This is a genomic window from Marisediminicola antarctica, from assembly GCF_009930795.1.
Classification (GTDB): domain Bacteria; phylum Actinomycetota; class Actinomycetes; order Actinomycetales; family Microbacteriaceae; genus Marisediminicola; species Marisediminicola antarctica.
Genome location: NZ_CP017146.1, coordinates 2,429,988 through 2,448,680, shown reverse-complemented (window position 1 = coordinate 2,448,680; position 18,693 = coordinate 2,429,988). Strand labels below are relative to the sequence as shown.

19 protein-coding genes are annotated in these 18,693 nt (G+C 68.1%); 7 read left to right on the top strand and 12 right to left on the bottom strand.

From position 1 onward, the window contains the following. Window positions 1-17: 17 nt before the first annotated feature. The 4 genes from BHD05_RS15775 to BHD05_RS11485 form a co-directional block, all read right to left on the bottom strand. Window positions 18-314 carry a DUF6457 domain-containing protein gene (locus BHD05_RS15775; RefSeq protein ID WP_202614204.1) on the bottom strand — a complete coding sequence of 99 codons (297 nt, stop codon included), beginning with the start codon at window positions 312-314 and terminating at the stop codon, window positions 18-20. Window positions 315-400: 86 nt separating this feature from the next. Beyond that, window positions 401-1,012 (bottom strand): molybdenum cofactor guanylyltransferase, encoded by a 612-nt coding sequence (gene mobA / locus BHD05_RS11495; RefSeq protein ID WP_161886557.1) that lies wholly within the window; start codon window positions 1,010-1,012, stop codon window positions 401-403. A gap of 92 nt (window positions 1,013-1,104) precedes the next feature. Next, entirely contained in the window at window positions 1,105-2,619 is a 1,515-nt protein-coding gene (gene glpK / locus BHD05_RS11490) for a glycerol kinase GlpK (protein WP_161886556.1), read from the bottom strand. A gap of 121 nt (window positions 2,620-2,740) precedes the next feature. Further along, window positions 2,741-3,499, bottom strand: coding sequence for an MIP/aquaporin family protein (locus BHD05_RS11485; RefSeq protein ID WP_161886555.1), 759 nt, complete (start codon window positions 3,497-3,499; stop codon window positions 2,741-2,743). A gap of 221 nt (window positions 3,500-3,720) precedes the next feature. Here BHD05_RS11485 and dhaK point away from each other — a divergent pair, with 221 nt between their 5' ends. From dhaK to dhaM, 3 genes are read left to right on the top strand one after another with little or no spacing between them, the layout of a single operon-like run. Then, window positions 3,721-4,722 (top strand): dihydroxyacetone kinase subunit DhaK, encoded by a 1,002-nt coding sequence (gene dhaK / locus BHD05_RS11480; protein ID WP_161886554.1) that lies wholly within the window; start codon window positions 3,721-3,723, stop codon window positions 4,720-4,722. Window positions 4,723-4,729: 7 nt separating this feature from the next. Then, window positions 4,730-5,362: a dihydroxyacetone kinase subunit DhaL gene (dhaL, locus tag BHD05_RS11475; RefSeq protein ID WP_161886553.1), complete on the top strand. Its 633-nt coding sequence runs from the start codon at window positions 4,730-4,732 to the stop codon at window positions 5,360-5,362. Further along, the gene (gene dhaM / locus BHD05_RS11470; RefSeq protein ID WP_161886552.1) at window positions 5,359-6,051 is read left to right on the top strand and encodes a dihydroxyacetone kinase phosphoryl donor subunit DhaM; all 693 of its coding nucleotides are present in this window, start codon (window positions 5,359-5,361) and stop codon (window positions 6,049-6,051) included. The genes dhaL and dhaM overlap by 4 nt, the downstream gene beginning before the upstream one ends. A gap of 397 nt (window positions 6,052-6,448) precedes the next feature. On the opposite strand, the gene BHD05_RS11465 is transcribed toward dhaM, so the two are convergent. From BHD05_RS11465 to BHD05_RS11450, 4 genes are read right to left on the bottom strand one after another with little or no spacing between them, the layout of a single operon-like run. Beyond that, entirely contained in the window at window positions 6,449-6,925 is a 477-nt protein-coding gene (locus BHD05_RS11465) for a heme-degrading domain-containing protein (protein WP_202614391.1), read from the bottom strand. Further along, window positions 6,915-7,397, bottom strand: coding sequence for an NUDIX hydrolase (locus BHD05_RS11460; protein WP_161886550.1), 483 nt, complete (start codon window positions 7,395-7,397; stop codon window positions 6,915-6,917). Before BHD05_RS11460 ends, BHD05_RS11465 begins: the two co-directional genes overlap by 11 nt. Before the next feature lie 4 nt (window positions 7,398-7,401). After that, window positions 7,402-9,423, bottom strand: a complete 2,022-nt coding sequence (locus tag BHD05_RS11455) for a S9 family peptidase (protein ID WP_161886549.1) — start codon at window positions 9,421-9,423, stop codon at window positions 7,402-7,404. Window positions 9,424-9,454: 31 nt separating this feature from the next. Next, entirely contained in the window at window positions 9,455-10,228 is a 774-nt protein-coding gene (locus BHD05_RS11450) for an SDR family oxidoreductase (protein WP_161886548.1), read from the bottom strand. 91 nt (window positions 10,229-10,319) lie between these two features. Between BHD05_RS11450 and BHD05_RS11445 the strand changes: the two genes are divergently transcribed. The 4 genes from BHD05_RS11445 (at window position 10,320) to BHD05_RS11430 (ending at window position 13,011) form a co-directional block, all read left to right on the top strand. After that, the gene (locus BHD05_RS11445; RefSeq protein ID WP_161886547.1) at window positions 10,320-10,790 is read left to right on the top strand and encodes an NfeD family protein; all 471 of its coding nucleotides are present in this window, start codon (window positions 10,320-10,322) and stop codon (window positions 10,788-10,790) included. Continuing rightward, complete coding sequence (locus tag BHD05_RS11440) at window positions 10,790-11,713, top strand: SPFH domain-containing protein (RefSeq protein ID WP_161886546.1); 924 nt, start codon at window positions 10,790-10,792, stop codon at window positions 11,711-11,713. Before BHD05_RS11445 ends, BHD05_RS11440 begins: the two co-directional genes overlap by 1 nt. Before the next feature lie 28 nt (window positions 11,714-11,741). Beyond that, window positions 11,742-12,503 carry a glycerophosphodiester phosphodiesterase family protein gene (locus tag BHD05_RS11435; protein WP_161886545.1) on the top strand — a complete coding sequence of 254 codons (762 nt, stop codon included), beginning with the start codon at window positions 11,742-11,744 and terminating at the stop codon, window positions 12,501-12,503. Window positions 12,504-12,648: 145 nt separating this feature from the next. Further along, entirely contained in the window at window positions 12,649-13,011 is a 363-nt protein-coding gene (locus BHD05_RS11430; protein ID WP_161886544.1) for an RNA polymerase-binding protein RbpA, read from the top strand. 28 nt (window positions 13,012-13,039) lie between these two features. Here the strand turns inward: BHD05_RS11430 and BHD05_RS11425 are convergent, their stop codons facing one another. From BHD05_RS11425 to tatC, 4 genes are all read right to left on the bottom strand, one after another. Further along, window positions 13,040-13,786, bottom strand: a complete 747-nt coding sequence (locus BHD05_RS11425) for a polyprenol monophosphomannose synthase (protein ID WP_161886543.1) — start codon at window positions 13,784-13,786, stop codon at window positions 13,040-13,042. Then, entirely contained in the window at window positions 13,779-15,380 is a 1,602-nt protein-coding gene (gene lnt / locus BHD05_RS11420) for an apolipoprotein N-acyltransferase (protein WP_161886542.1), read from the bottom strand. The genes BHD05_RS11425 and lnt overlap by 8 nt, the downstream gene beginning before the upstream one ends. Before the next feature lie 97 nt (window positions 15,381-15,477). Continuing rightward, window positions 15,478-17,910 carry a DEAD/DEAH box helicase gene (locus BHD05_RS11415; protein WP_161886541.1) on the bottom strand — a complete coding sequence of 811 codons (2,433 nt, stop codon included), beginning with the start codon at window positions 17,908-17,910 and terminating at the stop codon, window positions 15,478-15,480. After that, window positions 17,907-18,665: a twin-arginine translocase subunit TatC gene (gene tatC / locus BHD05_RS11410; protein ID WP_161886540.1), complete on the bottom strand. Its 759-nt coding sequence runs from the start codon at window positions 18,663-18,665 to the stop codon at window positions 17,907-17,909. The genes BHD05_RS11415 and tatC overlap by 4 nt, the downstream gene beginning before the upstream one ends. Window positions 18,666-18,693 lie beyond the last annotated feature (28 nt).

The window sequence follows — 18,693 nt, the reverse complement described above, 5'->3', positions numbered from 1 at the left end:
GCCAGTCGATTCAGGCGTCACTGAGCGCCGTCGCGGTTTGCGCCATGCTCGACCGCGAGCCGGGCGGCGATCTCGGAGATGCGGTGCACATCGTCGGGGGAGCCGCCGGCACGGGCGGCGGCGTAGCCGACGAGGAAGGTGGTGAGTGGGGCAGCCGGGCGGGCCACGCCGTGGGCGGCGTCCCTCGCGACGTCGAGCAGGAGGTTCAGGTCGATGTCGAGGTCGATCCCGAGCTCGGCGCTGAGATGGGCGAACCAACTGTCGAGGGTCGACTCTCTGGTGGCTGGACTGGTCGAGCTGTCGTCGGTGGGCACGTGGCGCTCCCTGGGAATCGAGGCCTGCCGACTTCGTCGACGCCGACCGGATTGGTTCGTGGCAGCCGTTCGGCCCCTGTTCCAGCCTAACCAGCGGGGGAGCGCGGAGGAATCACGATGCCCAGCCCGGCGGCGTCCTCCGGGGTGTCGATGTCGGCGCACCACTCATCGGGGAGTGCCAGCTCACGCAGGGTCAGCGTCTCGAGGAGGCGGCGCACCGGGAGGTTCTCCGCAGACGGCAGCCCGGCGACGGCGCGGCGGAGCGCCGCGGTGCGGTAGATCGCGAGCAAGGGTTGGCGTCGCCCGGACCCGTCGACCGCGAGAACCCCATCGACCTTGTCCGGCAGCTCGGCGGATGCGGCGAGGAGAGCGGGCATCGCCGCGCCGACGTGCGGCAGATCGCCCGCGGTGACGGCGGTCAAGGGGGAGGTGCTGTCGACCAGGGCCGCGATCCCGGCCGCGATCGCCGCGGCAGGCCCTCCCCACGGCGGGGATTCCCTCGCCCGCTCCGCCCTCGCCGGCAGGCGGAGTGCGTCGCCGCCGACGACGCAGATCCGTGCCGCCGTCTCCACTGCGTCGAGCGCACAGCGAATGAGCGGCACCCCCTCGAATTCGAGCGAGGTCTTGTCGATGCCGCCGAGGCGGGTCGCGCGCCCCCCGGCGACGATGATGGCGTCGTACACGGGGTAGTGAGGCACGGGACCATGCTAGATCAGGCCGCGCAGCGGCCGTGTCGAAACTGGGCTTTCGACACGGCCGAAGCGGCCTGCTCAACCAGCAGGGGTGTGGGTTAGTTGACGTCGTCGTCGACCCAGTCGAAGGTCTTGGTGACGGCCTTCTTCCAGTTGCGCATCTGGCGGTCGCGTTCGGAGTCTTCCATGTTGGGGGTCCAGCGGGAGTCTTCCTGCCAGTTCTGGCGCAGCTCGTCCAGGTTCGACCAGAACCCGACCGCAAGGCCCGCGGCGTAGGCGGCGCCGAGGGCGGTGGTTTCCGCGACGACGGGGCGCACCACCGGGACGCCGAGGATGTCGGCCTGGAACTGCATGAGCGTGTTGTTGACGGTCATGCCGCCGTCGACCTTGAGTTCGACGCAGTCGACGCCGGAGTCGGCGTTGACGGCATCCAGCACCTCGCGGGTCTGGAACGCGGTCGCCTCCAGGGCGGCCCGGGCGATGTGGCCCTTGTTCACGAACCGGGTCAGTCCGACCAGGGCGCCGCGGGCGTCCGGCCGCCAGTACGGTGCGAACAGGCCGGAGAACGCGGGCACGAAGTACGCGCCGCCGTTGTCGTCGACGGTGTTCGCGAGCGCTTCGACCTCGTCGGCGGACTTGATCAGCCCGAGGTTGTCCCGCAGCCACTGGATCAGCGACCCGGTCACCGCGATCGCGCCCTCGAGTGCGTAGTGTGCCGGGGCATCGCCGAGCTTGTAGCCGACCGTGGTCAGCAGACCGTTCTTGGAGTGCACGATCTCCTCACCGGTGTTGAAGATCAGGAAGTTGCCCGTGCCGTAGGTGTTCTTCGACTCGCCCGTGTCGAACGCCGCCTGCCCGAACGTCGCCGCCTGCTGGTCGCCCAGGATCCCCGCAACGGGAACCTCCCGCAACAGGCTCGAGGTGTGCACGGTGCCATACACCTCGGACGAGGAGCGGATCTCCGGCAGCATCGACGCGGGGACGTCGAAGACGGCGAGGATGTCGGCATCCCACTGCAGCGTCTCCAGATCCATGAACATCGTGCGGCTCGCGTTGGTGACGTCGGTCGCGTGGACGCCGCCGTCGGTGCCCCCGGTCAGGTTCCACAGCACCCAGCTGTCGGTCGTGCCGAACAGCAGCTCGCCGGCATCCGCCTTCTCGCGGGCTCCCTCGACGTTCTCGAGGATCCAGACGATCTTCGTTCCGGAGAAATAGGTCGCCAGCGGCAGGCCGACCTGGGCCTTGAATCGCTCGACGCCGCCATCGGCCGCGAGGCGGTCCACGATGCTCTGGGTGCGGGTGTCCTGCCAGACGATCGCGTTGTAGACCGGCTTTCCGGTGTTCTTGTCCCACACCACCGCGGTCTCGCGCTGGTTCGTGATACCGACCGACGCAATGTCGTGACGGGTCAGGTTCGCCTTCGACAGCGCCTGCCCGATGACCTCGCGCGTGTTGTTCCAGATCTCCATCGGGTCGTGTTCGACCCAGCCCGCCTTCGGGAAGATCTGCTCGTGCTCGAGCTGGCCGGTCGCAACGATGGACCCCGCCTTGTCGAAGATGATCGATCGGGTGCTGGTCGTTCCCTGGTCGATCGAAAGGACGTATTCGGTCATGGGTTGTGTCTCCTCATTGAGTGGTGATGGTCATTGAGCGGTGATGGTCACTGAGTGGTGATCGGGCGAACGGCAGCGATCCAGGGCTGGCCCGCGATAGCGGACCAGCCCTGGATCGGAGTCAGGTGAGGATCGGGAGGAGCGGAATGGCCGCGAAGCCCGCGAGCACCCCGCCGATGATGGGTCCAACGATCGGCACCCAGGAGTAGGCCCAGTCGCTCGACCCCTTGCCCTTGATCGGCAGGATGAAGTGCGCGATGCGGGGCCCCAGGTCACGGGCCGGGTTGATGGCGTAGCCGGTCGGCCCACCGAGGGAGGCGCCGATGCCGACGACGAGCAGGGCCACAGGCAGGGCGCCGAGGGCGGCGAGACCGCCGGTCTCGCCCTGCCGGCCGAAGCCGATCACGACGAACACGAGCACGAAGGTGCCGATGATCTCGGTCGCGAGGTTCCAGCCGTAGGAACGGATCGCGGGGCCGGTCGAGAACACGCCGAGCTTGTTGGCCGCCTCCGGCTCGTCATCGAAGTGCTGCTTGTACGCGATCCAGCAGATGATCGCACCGATGATGGCACCGAGGAGCTGGCCGCCGATGTAGGTCAATACGGAAATCACGTTGACCGGCACTCCCGCGCCGAACTCGGTCGCGCCATTCGCGACGAGGCCGAGCGTGACCGCGGGGTTGATGTGTGCGCCGGAGTTATACGCGACGATCACACCGGCGAAGACCGCGAAGCCCCAGCCGAAGGTGACCATCAGGAATCCGCCGTTGAATCCCTTGTTCTTCGCAAGTGCGACGTTGGCGACGACGCCACAGCCGAGGAGCACAAGCATTCCGGTGCCGATGACTTCGGAGAGAAAAACGATGCCGAGGTTGTCCATGTTGCCCTTCCCTAGAGAGCACCGCGGCAACGATCCCTTTAGGGCAACCGACGGTGGTTGAGAATACGATAACCCGTGACTGCCGCTCAGGTCGGGAAATTTTTCCTTTACGGGGGGATCTGTCGCCGGAGGCCGTCCTAGTAGTAAGTTGTGCCGGAACGTCTCATTCCGAGCGTGCCTCAGTGCGCCGGGTTCCCCCTAACGGTTTGAAGGGAAATTCAGTGAAGAAGCTCATCAACGACCCGCAACACGTGGTGAACGAGGCCATCGCCGGGGTGGCAGCGGCCCACGCCGACATCCTCTCCGTGTCCTACGACCCGAACTACATCGTGCGCAACGACGCGCCGGTCTCTGGCAAGGTCGCCCTCGTCAGCGGGGGAGGAAGCGGGCACGAGCCCCTGCACGGCGGCTTCGTCGGATTCGGGATGCTTGACGCGGCGGTTCCCGGTCCCGTGTTCACTTCACCGACGCCCGATCCGATCCTCGCGGCCACGAAGGCCGTCGACGGGGGAGCGGGGGTGCTGCACATCGTGAAGAACTACACCGGCGACGTGCTGAACTTCGAAACTGCTGCCGAGCTCGCGGAGGCCGATGGCATCAGCGTGCGCAGCGTCGTCATCAACGATGACGTCGCCGTCAAGGACTCCCTGTACACCGCCGGCCGCCGAGGCGTCGCCGGCACGGTGCTGGTCGAGAAAATCGCGGGCGCCGCGGCGCAGCGCGGCGATGACCTCGAGGCCGTCGCGTCGATCGCCGAGAAGGTGAACGCCCAGATGCGCTCGATGGGCGTCGCCCTCTCCCCGTGCATCGTGCCGCACGCGGGCGAGCCGAGCTTCGAGCTCGCCGACGATGAGATCGAGATCGGCATCGGCATCCACGGGGAGCCCGGCCGGGAGCGCATCAAGCTCGAGCCGGCCGACAGCATCGTCGACCGCGTCCTGGGCCACATCGTCGAGGACATCCCCTTCGCCTCCGGCGACCGCGTACTGCTTCTCGTCAACGGCATGGGAGGCACGCCGCTCGTCGAGCTCTACATCGCCTTCCGGCGTGCGGCCGAGTCGCTGGCCGAGCAGGGCATCGAGGTGACCCGCACTCTCGTAGGCAACTACGTCACCTCGCTCGAGATGCAGGGCTTCTCGATCACCCTGCTGAAGCTCGATGACGAGCTCACCGAGCTCTGGGACGCCCCGGTGCACACCTCCGCGCTTCGCTGGGGACGGTAGAAACCGGATGGGATTGACGAGCGAGTGGGCCAGGGCGTGGGTCATCGAGAGCGTCCGGGTCATCGCCGAGAACAGGATGGAGCTGACGGCCCTCGACCGGCCCATCGGTGACGGTGACCACGGCGAGAACATGAACAGGGGCTTCACCGCGGTCATGCCCAAACTCGACGACCTCTCCGATGGCACGCCCGCCGATGTCTTCAAGCTCGTTGCGATGACCCTCATCTCGACCGTCGGCGGTGCCGCCGGTCCGCTCTACGGCACCGCCTACCTCAAGGCCGCCGGCGCCGTCGCCGGCCGCGATGAGCTGGACGGCGAGGCGATCGTCGCCCTCTACACAGCGGCGCGCGACGGCATCGTCCTGCGAGGGAAGGCCGAGGTGGGCGAAAAGACGATGATCGACGCGTGGACCCCGGCGGTGGATGCTGCGACCGAGGCACATGCGGCTGGAAAGACCGAGCTGGCGATCCTGCTGGCCGCGGCGGAGGCGGCCGAGAATGGCGCGGTGGCGACCGAGCCGCTGATCGCACGCAAGGGCCGCGCGAGCTACCTCGGTGAGCGTGCTATCGGGCACCGCGACCCGGGAGCGCAGTCCAGCGCGCTCCTGTTGCGGGCCGCGGCGGACGTGGCCGACGGATGAGCGTCGGGCTCGTCATCGTGTCGCACAGCGACAAGATCGCGGTCGGGATCGGCGAGCTCGCCGGGCAGATGGCGCCGACGACCAGGGTTCTCCCGGCGGGCGGTCTCGACGACGGGGGGCTCGGCACGAGCTTCGAGAAAATCGCGCGGGCCATCGCCGAAGCCGACGACGGCGGCGGGGTGGTGCTGCTCTGCGACCTCGGATCGGCGATCCTGACCGCGGAGACGGCCCTCGATTTTCTCGATGACGACCAGCGTGAGCGGGTCGTGATCGCCGACGCGCCGGTCGTCGAGGGTGCCGTCGCCGCGGCCGTCGCGGCCGAGACCGGTGGGAATCTCGCTGCTGTGGTCACCGCAGCCGAGTCGGCCAACCGCCAGGGCCAGCCGGAGCCAGCCGCCCCGGTCGCGTCGGGCGAGTCGGCCACGCTTGCGGAGGTGCTGACGGCACGCACGACCCTCGTGAACAAGGATGGGCTGCACGCCAGGCCGGCCGCGGATTTCGTCAAGCGCGCGAGCGACTTCGAGGCGGCAGTGACCGTCAACGGCGTCGACGCGAAGAGCCTCCTGCGCATCATGTCGCTGGGTCTCGGCGTCGGAAGCGAAATCACGCTGACGGCCGAGGGCCCCGATGCTCAGGTAGCGCTCGATGCGCTCGTCGGCCTCATCGAATCGGGATTCGGCGAGGCGTAGCGCGCCGTACCACGGCGCCGTCGTCGTGTCCGGAGTCGTTTTTCCGGAACGAGCTCTACTCCGAGGAACGCCGTCGAGGGTGGGGCGGCCCTCCGGAATCGGGGGATCCGGAGATAGCGGGTCGAGGTCGGCGACCACGCGCCATGCGTAGGCGGCAACAAAGCCGATCGCGGCGATCGTGAGCGGCACCGTCGTCCATTCGCGCCACTGTGTCTGGGTCATGCGCAGAATCTACTGGCCCCAGCTGCCGACCGGCAGGGGGGCTTACGATCGCAGGCTGATTTTCATTTGGCGCGCCAAGAAAACTCTTTACTTGACATAATGTGCATTATCAGCGCGTGTCGAGAGGGGCCAGGCGGGTCCGGTCGGGGCTGGATCCCGCGGTGGACAGGTCGTGTCACGCGCCGCCGAGGAACGCAGTGACCGCCTCGACCGCCAGCGCGTGGTCGTCGAGCTGTGGCAGCCCCGAGACGGTGACTGTGCCGACGACGCCGACTCCGGCGACGGTGATCGGAAAGCTCCCGCCGTGCCCGGCGTAGCGCAGCGGGTCGATCCATGGTGCCTCCTCGAACGAGTGTCCGCCGAGTTTCGCGCGCTGGCCGGCGAGCAGCGAGCTGACGCCGAATTCGCGCACGGTGCGCGTCTTCCTGGTGATCCACGCGTCATTGTGCGCCGAGGTGCCCGGCAGGGCCGCGTGGAACAGCTGCTGCTCGCCACGCGTGATGTCGACCGTCACGGCGAGCGCTCGCTCCCGGGCGAGCTCGACGAGGATCGAGCCGAGCGCCCAGGCGTCGTCGTTGCTGAACCCGTGGAAGACGAGCGTTCGCTCCTGCGCCTCGATGCTGGCGATCAGCGCCTGGATCTCAGTGGTCACGTCTGTCCTTTTCTGGGAGTTTTCTGAATGAAGCCTGACGGGCGACGAGGTCGGCGAGGTTGACCGGGTCGATCGGGTCCGTGCTCTGCCGGAGCTCGTCGATGCTCCACCAGTGGTGCTCGAGCACGTCGACATGCTCCTCGGCCGTCCAGTTGTCGCTCGACGGGGTGAAGGTGTCGCTGTGCAGCAGGTAGTACTCCGCGTGGCCGGTGTCGTGGTCTCCCCCGACATAGTCCACCTCGAAGTCGAGCGTGAAGATCGGCTCGCCGAGGTCGTCGACGACCCGTCCGGTCTCCTCGAACAACTCGCGGCAGGCGGCGTCGTGGTGGGACTCCCCCGGGTCGACGCCGCCGCCGGGTGTGATCCAACGCGTCACCTGGGCGGGCACGGACCCCTTGGTCAGGAACATCAGCACCCGATCGTCGTCGTCGAGGACGAGGATGCGGGAGGTGAGTCGGTGGCGCAGGGTCATGGCCTCACTCCTCGTCCAGCGCGATGTGGTTGCGGTCGGTGGGAAGGTAACGCGCCCACCAGTCGAGGATCGCCGTGAAGCGCTGCACCCGGTGCCGCGGCCGGCCGGAGCGGGTCAGCTCGTGGTTCTCGCCCGGAAAGACGAGGAGCTCGGTCGGCACGCCGTTGCGGGACAGGGCGGCGTAGTACCGCTCCCCCTGCGCGAGCGGGCAGCGCAGGTCGTCCGCGGAGTGCACGACGAGCGTTGGCGTCGAGACGCGATTGACGACGGCCTGCGGGCTCTGCGCGGCCAGCAGCTCCGGGTCGGTTCCCGCGTACTCGTCGGTAAAGAAGCTTCCGATATCGGAGGTGCCCACGAATTGCTCGGGGTCGAGATAGCCTCGCTCGACGATCGCTGCGGCGAACCGGTGGTCGTGGGCGGTGGCCCACGCCGTGAGATATCCACCGTAGGAGCCACCCATGATGCCGACGCGGGTGCCATCGAGCAGTGGTCTGCGCGCGATCGCCCCATCGAGAAAGTCGAGCACGTCGGTGAGGTCGACGGTGCCCATCCGCCGGCGGATTGCCCGTGCGTGCTTCTCGCCGTACCCCGCTGCGCCGCGTGGGTTGCACAGCACGACGGCATACCCGGCCGCGACGTAGACCTGCGCCTCGTCGAAGAATGACACGCCGTACTGCGCGAACGGACCGCCGTGGATGTTGAGCAGCACCGGGTGCGGCCCGTCGCCCTCGGGTTCGAGCACCCAGCCGTGCACGGTGTGGCCATCGCGGGCCGCAAGCGTGAACTCGACGGCCTGGACGATGCCGCGCTGCGCGAGCGCGGCCGAGAAGTCGGTGAGCTGGCGCATCCGCCCGTCTTCCACGACCCCCAACTCGCCCTCGCTTCGCGGCGAAGTGAAGCTCGCGATGATCGTGCCGCCGACCGCGTCGTGACCCGTCACCGCGATGTCCCCGGCCACGGCAACGCTGGCTGGTCCATCACTGCCGATGCGCAGCAGCTCGACCCGCCCGCGGGCACGGTTCTGCACGATCACTCCCCCGTCGGTGACCGTGATGTGGCTGTCGACCTCGCCGAGGTCGTGAATGGCCGGGTCGGTGAGCCGGCGGGCGGGGAGGCCGGCTCCGCCGAGCGCCCAGAGCGAGGCGCCGCGGCCCACGAAATCCCTCCGGCTCGCGCCGAGCTCGGTCGCCAGGACATACACGGTTCCGTCCGGCGCCCACTCGATCGCCCCGATGCCGAGAGCGACGCCGGAATCGGTCAGCTGCTGCGGTGCGCCGGCATCCTCCCCCAGCGCGAGCGCGAAGACGTCAGTGGCGAGGTCATCGTCGCGGGAATCGTGCCGCGCCGCGACGACCGCGATCGTGTTGCCGTCGGGCGAGAACGCGAGAGGCCCGTGGTCGAACGGTCCGCTCGTGAGCTGGCGCACGCTGGGACAGCCCGCCTCCGGGGCGGGGGCCGGGGCTTCGGCGGACGGCGCTACGGGGTATGCCGGTTCCGCGGTCGGGTCGGGAACGTCGACGATGAAGACGTGCGTGTGCCGGTCCGTCGTGTAGCCGACGCCGTTCGAGCGGTAGCGGAGGGTCGTGAAGCGGCGCGGCGGCTCGGCGGCCGCGGCGAGGTCGTCGACCGTGCCGTAGCGGCCGTGCTCCGGAACGCGCGCGGTGAAGGCGAGGCGGGCAGAGTTCGGAGACCACCGGTACGACCCGATGCCGAGCTTCTGGTCGGTCACCCGCACACTCTCACCGCCGGCGGACGAGACGACGTGCAGCTGGGCCGGCCCGTCGCCGGTGTCGCGCACGAAGGCGAGCAGTCGCCCATCGGGTGAGAATCGCGGGGCGCTGTCGAGCCGGCCGCGGGTGAGCCGTGTCGGCGCGGCACCGGTCGCCAGCGGCACCGTCCACAGCTGGCCGACGTAGGCGTCGGCGTCCAGGTCGGGGTGCGAGACCGCGACGACCGCCCGCGAGCCGTCCAGGTGCAGGGTCGGGCGGGACACGGCGGTGAGAAGCGACACATCGTTGGCTATCATCCCTGCCATCGTACGGACCTCTCCGCGCGGATCAGGCCCCGATGAAGTCTGAGACGTCGCCGACGTACCTCGTGTTGTTCTCCGGCACGGGCTCGACGACGGCAAGCGCGACCTCAGCGGCGAACTCGCCCACGTTGTACAGCCGGCCGGCGGCATCCTTCCGTGCGCTGATCGCGCCGGGGTTGGCCCGCTCGAGCAGCGTCGCGGTGATCGTTCCCTCGATCATGTCGCCGGAGACGACGACGAAGCCGATCCCGGCTGCGGTGAGCGCCGGAATCATCGCGCGGAGCGCATCTTCGCCTGCCCGCTTGCTGAGCGCGACCGGCAGGTACTCCGGCATCGTCTCGGTGGTCTCGACGAAGTGCGCCTGGTGGCTCGTGACGAACACGACGCGGGCGCCCGGGGCGAGCAGCGGGAGTGCCGCTGTCAGCAGGCTGACCTGCGCGTCGCGGTTGAGGCGCATCGCGTAGTCCTCGGCCATGCCGGACTCCATGCCGCCGGATGCGTTCATGACGAGAATGTCGAGTCCGCCCCACTCGCGGGCGACCGTGTCGAACAGTGCCCGCACGGACGCCTCGTCGGTGAGGTCGGCGCCGATCGCGATCGCCTCGCCGCCGGATGCCTCGATCGCGGCGACGAGCTTGCCCGCCCGAGCTTCCTTGTTTCGGTAGTTGACGACGACCTTGGCGCCGGCCTTCGCGAGGTAGCCGACGGTCTCGGCCCCGATGCCGCGCGACGAGCCGGTGACGAGAGCGCGGGCGCCGGAAAGGGATTCGGGAGCAAGGGGGTTCAGTGGGGTGTTCACGGCATCAGACACTATCAATCATGGAGACAGCCGCGCAGATGCGAGCTAATGGTAGTTTCAAGATCGAGCGCATATACGGGAGGTGCCGACGATGGTCGATCTGAGGGACTACCTGTGGATCATTTGGCTCGTCTTCATCTTGGTCTGCGTGATCATCGAGCTGCTGACGCTTGAGTTCACCTTTTTGATGGTGGCGGCGGGCAGCCTCGGCGGCCTCGCCGCCAACCTGCTCGGCGCCGAGTGGTGGCTGCAGATTGTTGTGGCCGCCGCGCTCGCGGTGCTGCTCATCCTGACCATCCGCCCCCTTCTGCTCCGGGTGATGAACCGCGGCGCCGACCTCACGCCGAGCAACGTCGCGGCACTGCTGGGCCTGAACGGCAGGGTGCTCGAGACTGTCGGCGAGAACGGCGGCCTCGTGAAGCTCGCCAACGGCGAGACCTGGACGGCCCGGCTCGACAACTCCGCCCGCGATCTCGACCTCGGGGCGGGAGACAAGGTCACCGTGACCGCCATCGAGGGATCAACTGCCGTCGTCATCCCCTCCGAAAGGAACACCCCATAATGTTCGACTCCGGATTCATCTCGCAGCTGTTCATCGCCGCCCTGCTGATCGTCGTGGCGGTGTTCGTGGTCGTCACGCTCATCCGCGCGATCCGAATCATTCCGCAGGCAAACGCCGGCGTCGTCGAACGGCTCGGCAAGTACCACAAGACGCTCCTGCCCGGCCTCAACATCCTCGTGCCGTTCATCGACAGGGTGAGGCCGCTCCTCGACATGCGTGAGCAGGTGGTCTCGTTCCCGCCACAGCCCGTCATCACCGAGGACAATCTCGTCGTCTCGATCGACACGGTCGTCTACTTCCAGGTGACGGATGCCCGGGCGGCGACCTACGAGATCAACAACTACCTCGGCGCCGTCGAGCAGCTCACCACGACGACCCTCCGCAACGTCGTCGGCGGTCTCAACCTCGAGGAAGCCCTGACGAGCCGCGACAACATCAATGGCCAGCTTCGGATCGTGCTCGACGAGGCGACGGGCAAGTGGGGCATCCGGGTTGGCCGGGTGGAGCTCAAGGCGATCGACCCGCCCATCTCCATCCAGGACTCGATGGAGAAGCAGATGCGCGCCGAGCGTGACAAGCGCGCCGCGATCCTCACCGCCGAGGGCACCAAGCAGGCCGCGATCCTGCAGGCCGAGGGCGCCAGGCAGGCATCCATCCTCTCCGCCGAGGGCGAGGCGCAGGCGGCCGTGCTGCGCGCCAATGGCGAGGCCGAGGCGATCACGACTGTGTTCGGCGCGATTCACGCCGGGAACCCCGACGCGCCGCTGCTCGCCTACCAGTACCTGCAGACCCTCCCCAAGCTCGCCGAGGGCGACGCGAACAAGCTGTGGATAATCCCGTCCGAACTCACCGAGGCGCTCAAGACCGTGGGCCAGGGATTCCTCGGCGGCGCGCAGCGGGACCAGACGCCGCCCGCCCCCTAACGTGCGCGCGTCCCCCTTCCCGGGCCCGATGATCGCTGGCTACCTCTCCCCCGCCGCCCCGAGGGTGCTGGCCCATCGGGGGCTTGCGACGGCCGCACCCGAGAACACGATGCTCGCCTTCGTCATGGCGCTCGCGCACGGGGTGACCCACATCGAAACCGACGTGCACGCGAGCAGCGACCGGGTGGCCGTGATCAGCCACGACCCCGACCTGAGCCGGCTGACCGGGCGTGCCGAGAGAATCGGCGACCTCACCATGGCCGAGCTCGCCGAGATCGACCTCGGCGAGGGCCAGTCGTTCGTGAGCCTCGCGGAGGCGATCGACGCCTTCCCCGACGCACGATTCAACATCGACATCAAGTCCGACGACGCCGTGCAGGCCGCCGTCGACGCGGTCCGGGCCACGAGGTCGTCGGGGCGGGTGCTCATCACCTCGTTCAGCGGGGCGCGCCGTCGGGCCGCGGTGAAGCTCCTGCCTTCAGTCGCGACCTCGGCATCGAGCACACAGTTCGTTCTCGCCTTCTCCGCGGCGCTGGTGGGTGCTGCGCCGCTGGCGAGGTGGATGCTGCGCGACGTGCACGCTGTTCAGATCCCCGAGTCGGTGCGCGGCATCCGCATTCTCACGCCGCGAATCATCCGGGTGCTGCATTCGGCCGTGCACGAAGTGCACGTCTGGACTGTCAACGACATTGCGGACATGCACAGGTTGCTCGACCTGGGAATCGACGGTCTCGTGACCGATCGTGCCGATCTGGCCATGCAGGTGCTGCTCGAGCGGTCACAGCGCTGACTCCCTCCGCGTTACCCGAGAACCCGGTAACTTGCTGTGAACAGACTGGGAAACGGGAGATCGGGTATGGATTGGGCCATTCTCGGGGTTGCTAACACAATAGGTATCGCGAGACTAACGGGTGTCGCGAGAAAGGGGCCACACAATGGCAGATCGTAGCTTGCGCGGAATGCGACTCGGATCACAGAGTCTCCAGAGTGAAGAAGGCGTGACCTTCTCCCCGCGGATCACCAGTACATACCAGATGTCCGACGGAATGACCTTCGAGGTCACCTTCTCGGCAGACGCGGAGATCCCCCAGATGTGGCAATCGCCGAAATCAGGTCAGGAGGGCATCCTCATCGCCGCCGACGGCAAGCCTGTCGTCATCGAGGCGACCGACCAGAAGGTGCCACGCACCCACTGGGACATGCTTCTCGAGCGCCGCACTCGCGACGAACTCGAAGAGCTTCTCAACGAACGGCTCGGCTACCTCCGTGCCCGCAAGGGACAGAAGGTCGGAGCCTGATCAGCGGAGACTGATCACCTGAACTTCATCACCTGGGCAGACGCCCCTCGTCGCGAACGCGACGGGGGGCGTTTCTCATGAGCCCCCACAGCGTGACCCGCCCGAGGGCCTCCGCCACGATGCCCGTGTGCATCTTTGACCGTCCGTGGGTGCGTTCGACGAACGTGATCGGATGCTCGACGACGGTCGCTCCCCCGCGCTCAAGGCGCCAGGCGAGCTCGACCTGGAAGCAATAGCCCTGCGACGACACCGAGGAGAGACGCTCGGGGGTGAGAACGCTCGTGCGGAACACGCGGAACCCCGACGTGAGGTCGTGAATTTGCGACGCCAGCATGAGGCGCGAGTACGAGTTTCCCGAGCGGGAGATCGCCTGACGGAGCCAGGGCCAATTGAGCACCCGGCCGCCGGGCACCCAGCGGGAGCCGATGACGAGGTCGGCGCCGTTGCGTGCGAGGGCGATCATCGCCGGCAGCGACGAGGGGTTGTGCGACCCGTCCGCGTCGATCTCGACAACAAAGTCGTAGCCGTCGTCGATCGCCTTCTGGAATCCGGCGAGATAGGCCATCCCGAGGCCCTCGCGCCTGATTCGGTGCAGCACCCGAATGCCGCCGTCGGACAGGGCGAGGCGATCGGCGAGCTCGCCGGTGCCGTCAGGGCTGGAGTCGTCGACAACGAGAACATGGGCGCTTCCGACCGCCTGGCGGATGCGGCCGAGGATGCCCTCGAGATTCTCGATCTCGTTGTAGGTGGGCACCACGATGAGGGTGTCAGCCACGGGTCGTCCCCTCGCCGGCGCGCCGAGTCCGAGCGAGAAGACCGGTGGTGATCAGGCCGAGGAGGGCGAGCACGGAGACCGCGATCTCGATCCCCTGGCCAAGGACAGTGGCGGGGGTCGTCGTGGTGCTGAGCGGCACATCCTGCAGCATCGTGCCGGGGGTGAAAGTCGGCAGCCGTTCGAGTGTGCTGCCGTCGGGGGCGATGATCGCCGAGGTTCCGACAGTCGAGGCGTTCACGACACTGCGGCCTGTCTCGATGGCCCGCAGTCGCGCGATCGCGAGCTGCTGCACGCTCTCGTCGGTGTGCCCGAAATCTGCGTTGTTGGTCGGCGCGATGATGATGTCGGCACCGCCCGCGATCATCTGCCGCACGAGGTTGTCGTCGACGATGTCGAAGCAGATCGCCACGCCCGCCGTCGCTGCCCCGGCGATGTCGAACAGGTTGTCCCTCGTGCCGATCGAGAAGTCACGGGGAATGAGCGAGAGCAGGTCGGGCGCGAGCGGGAACCAGAAGTCCCGGTCGGGAATGTACTCGGCAAACGGCACCGGGTGCAGCTTGTCGTACTGGTCGGCGGGGTCGCCGCCCTCCTGCCAGAGCAGCAGGCTGTTGTAGATGTCGTCACCGTCGGCGGTGATGGTGCCGACGATGAGCGGCGCCCCCGCCTGCTCGGTCACGCGGTCGAGCGCCGCGGACGATCGCGGTGAGCGCAGCGGGTCGAGGTCGGACGCGTTCTCCGGCCAGACGAGCAGGTCGATGTCCTCGCCGTACAGGGGTTCGGTCGCGGAGAGGTGGTCTTGCAGAATCTGACCGGGCTCGTACTCGGCGAACAGCCCGGCATCCGAGTCCCCCTGCACCGCGGCGACCCGCAGGCTGCCCGAGGCGGCGATGGGGAAGGCGGGCACGGCGAGCATCGCGATCAGCAGGCCGACCGGAAGTACCGAGCGCAGGATGCGGCGCGGGCCAGCGCTCGACGCGAGAGTCGCCGCCGGCACCCGCTGGGCCTGCACGACGAGCGCGCTGACCCACGCGATGAGGAACGAGACACCGGCGACGCCGACCCAGGCCGCGAGCTCGGCGAAGGGGCTCTCCGACTGGGAGAAAGCGAGTCGGCCCCAGGAGAATCCGCCGTAGGGCCACGTCGTCGTGACAAACTCACGCAGCGTCCACAGGCCAGCGACGAGGAGCGGCAGCACGAGCAGCTGGCCGACCGGGCCGGGAAGCGCCCGGTCGCCGAAACGCCAGGCGAGTGCGATCAGAGCGCAGCCGATCGCAAAGAACACCGACTGCAGGCCGCCGAGCGCGAGCCAGGGTGCCGCACCGAGGTAGACGGTGATCCAGAAGATGTGGGTGCCCCAGAACACCAGTCCGCCGACGAGTCCGACGAGCAGCGACGGCCCGACCCGGCGCCCGACGAGGGAGTACAGGATGAGCGGCGTGCCGACGAAGACGAGCGGCCACCAGCCGATGCCGGGGAACGCCAGCGCGTTGAGCATGCCGCCGAACGCGGCGAGCACGACGGCGAGCCACAGCGGCGCGGCGCGGCCGGACGCTGACCGCCGCGGCGGTCGAGAGGGAGCGGCGCGCGTGATCATCCTGTACAGCCTAGATTGACTTGTCTGAACGCCGCTGGGCGACGCCGCTGGGCGACGCCGGTGGGCGACGCCGGTAGGCGACGGGCCCGTGCGGAGATCAGACGCTGCTGTAGGCCACGATACCGCGCCGGATGAGCTCGAGGGCCTTGCGCGCCCGCGGCCCGACCGGGGCATCCGCGACCATCGACAGCTGGTCGAGCAAGTCGATCGTCTGCTTGGTGAGCCGTACGAAGTCGCCCGCCGCGAGGTCGGTGTCCCTGAGCACCGAGTCGAGGCTCGCGCCCTGCGCCCACCGGTTCATCGCGAGGGACAGGCCGCTCGAGAGCGGGTTGCTGCCGGGCAGCTTGTTGTCCCGCTCGAGGTCGTCGAGGGTGGCCCACAGCGTCGTCGTGTTCTCCAGCGCAGGCCGGAAGGCACCCTTGGGCAGGTAGCGCTCGCTGACTTGCCCCTCGTCGCGCCGGGGCTCGTAGATGAGCGCGGCGGCCATCGCCGCGAGTGCGGCGGGATCGAGCTCGTTCCATAGCCCTTTCCGCAGGCACTCAGCGATCAGGAGGTCGCGCTCGCCGTAGATCCGCTTCAGGATCCGGCCGCCGGCTGCGAGGTTGACAGTGCCGCCGTCGTCCCGCTCGAGGTAACCGAGGATCATCAGCACGTCGGTGACGCGGTCGAAGACGCGGGCGACGGCGCCCGTGCGGGCGCGGATCTGGCGGGTGAGGTCGTCGGTCTGCTTCTTCAGCCGCCACCATCTCTCGGCCCAACGCGCGTGTGCCTCCCGATCGTTGCAGCTGTGGCAGGGGTGCTGGCGGAGCCGCTTGCGCAGTGAGGTGAGCTGGTGCTGCCGCTTCTCGCGTGCACTGCGGTTCTGCAGCTCGGCTCGCGAGTCGCCCTTGCGCTCGAGGTCGGTGAGTTCGCGCCGGATGCCGGAGTACTCGGTGAAGTCGCCGAGGTGGCAGGCCATGGCCTCGGCGTAGCCGTCGAGGGACTCGCGCTGGGTGCGCACCTTGCGGGCGAGGTCGACAACGGCGCGGTCGGCCTGGAACTGGGCGAATGACGACTCGAGGACCTCGCGGGTTCGGGCGCGCCCGAACTGCTCGATCAGGTTCACGGCCATGTTGTAGGTGGGCCGGAAGCTCGAGTTGAGCGGGTAGGTGCGCCGGGAGGCGAGCGAGGCGACGGCCTGCGGGTCGAGGGCGTCCTGCCACTGGATGACGCTGTGCCCCTCGACGTCGATGCCGCGGCGGCCGGCCCGGCCGGTCAGCTGGGTGTACTCCCCCGGGGTGATCGGCACGCGGGCCTCGCCGTTGAACTTCTCGAGCTTTTCGAGCACGACGGTGCGGGCGGGCATGTTGATGCCGAGCGCGAGCGTCTCGGTCGCGAAGACGACCCGCACGAGCTTGCGGCGGTACAGCTCCTCGACGACCTCCTTGAAGGCGGGAAGCATGCCCGCGTGGTGGGCCGCGACCCCCCTCTCGAGGCCCTCGAGCCACTCCCAGTAGCCGAGCACGGCGAGGTCCTCGTCGAGGAGGGTGCGGCAGCGCTCCTCGACGATCGAGCGGATCTCGTCGCGCTCCCACTGCTCAGTTAGGCGCACTCCGGCCCGCAGCACCTGCGCAACGGCCTGGTCGCAGCCGACCCGGCTGAAGATGAAGAAGATTGCGGGGAGCAGGTTGCGGCTCTCGAGCAGGTCGATCACCGCGGGCCGGTTCATCCGGGTGTCGTCCGGGCGCCCACCCCGCGAGTGCCGGCGTCCGACGTCCTGCGACTGCCGGGAGCTGATCGTGCGACCGCCGTAGCGCGCCATCTGCACCAGCTCCGGATTCACCCGGTTGGTCGCGGCAAGTCCTGAGGAGTCGAACAGGTCGATGAGCTTGGTGCGCATGAGGATGTGCTGGTCGAGGGGAACCGGGCGTTCCTCCGAGACGATGACGTCGGTCTCCCCGCGGACGGCCTGCAGCCAGTCGCCGAACTCCTCGGCGTTGGAGACGGTGGCGCTGAGCGACACGAGCCGCACCGGCTGAGGGAGGTGGATGATGACCTCCTCCCACACGGCCCCGCGGAACCGGTCGGCGAGGTAGTGCACTTCGTCCATGATGACGAACGACAGGTCGCGCAACAGGTCGGAGTCGGCGTAGAGCATGTTGCGCAGAACCTCGGTCGTCATGACGACGATGCGGGCACCCGAGTTGATGTTGGTGTCGCCGGTGAGCAGACCCACCTCGCTCGCACCGTACTCGGCGACGAACTCCTGGAACTTCTGGTTGCTCAGCGCCTTCATCGGCGCGGTGTAGAACACCTTTGCGCGTGGCTGCTGCATGGCAAGGTACACGGCGAACTCGGCAACGATGGTCTTGCCGGCGCCTGTCGGGGCGGCGACCAGCACGCTGTTGCCGCGTTCGAGCGCGGTGCACGCCGTCAGTTGGAAGGGGTCGAGGTCGAACTTCTGCTGTGCACGGAACGCGTCGACGCGGGGGAGCCCCCGTCGAGCCTTCGATGCGGCGAAACGCTCGGCGGGCGATAGCTGGTCGGTCATGCTGGGGAGCTGCCCAACCCTTCGGTGAGTAGTTTGGCGGCGCGCTTCTCGGCAATGCGGTCGTGCCAGAAGGCCACGCCGACGGCGGCGAAGTACAGCATGACCATGGGAATCGCGAGCAGGAACATCGAGAAGACGTCGGCGGCCGGGGTGGCGAGGGCGCAGAAGATCGTGATCGTCAGAATGGCGACGCGCCAGCCCTTCAGGATGCCCTTGGCCGAGATGACCCCCATGAAGTTGAGCAGCACCACGAAGACGGGGAGCACGAAGGCGATGCCAACGGCGAAGACGAGCTTGAGAGCGAAGTCGACGTAGTACTTCGCGAGGAAGATCGAGGTGTCCTCCTCCGGTGCGAAGCCGGCAAGAACCTCGACGATGTGTGGGAACACGAAGAAGCCGCTTGCACACCCGGCGAGGAACAGCGGCACCGCCGAGAAGAAGAACCCGAAGGTGTACCGCTTCTCCTTGCGGGTGAGCGCCGGGGTGATGAACGCGAATATCTGGTACAGCCAGACCGGGCTCGACACGACGAGACCCACGTAGATCGCGATCTGCATCCGCAGGTCGAACGCGCCAGTAATGCTGTCGTAGTTGAGGCTCGCGGCGCGCGATCGGGCGATTTCGAGGATCGGGTCGCGCAGCACATCGAGCACGGCAGGCGCGATGATGAAGCCGAAGATTCCGCCGAGCAGAATGCCGATGGCCGACCTGAACAGTCGCTTGCGCAGCTCGATCAGATGCTCGCCGAACGACATCCGGCCTTCGTTATTCGCGCGGGTTCGG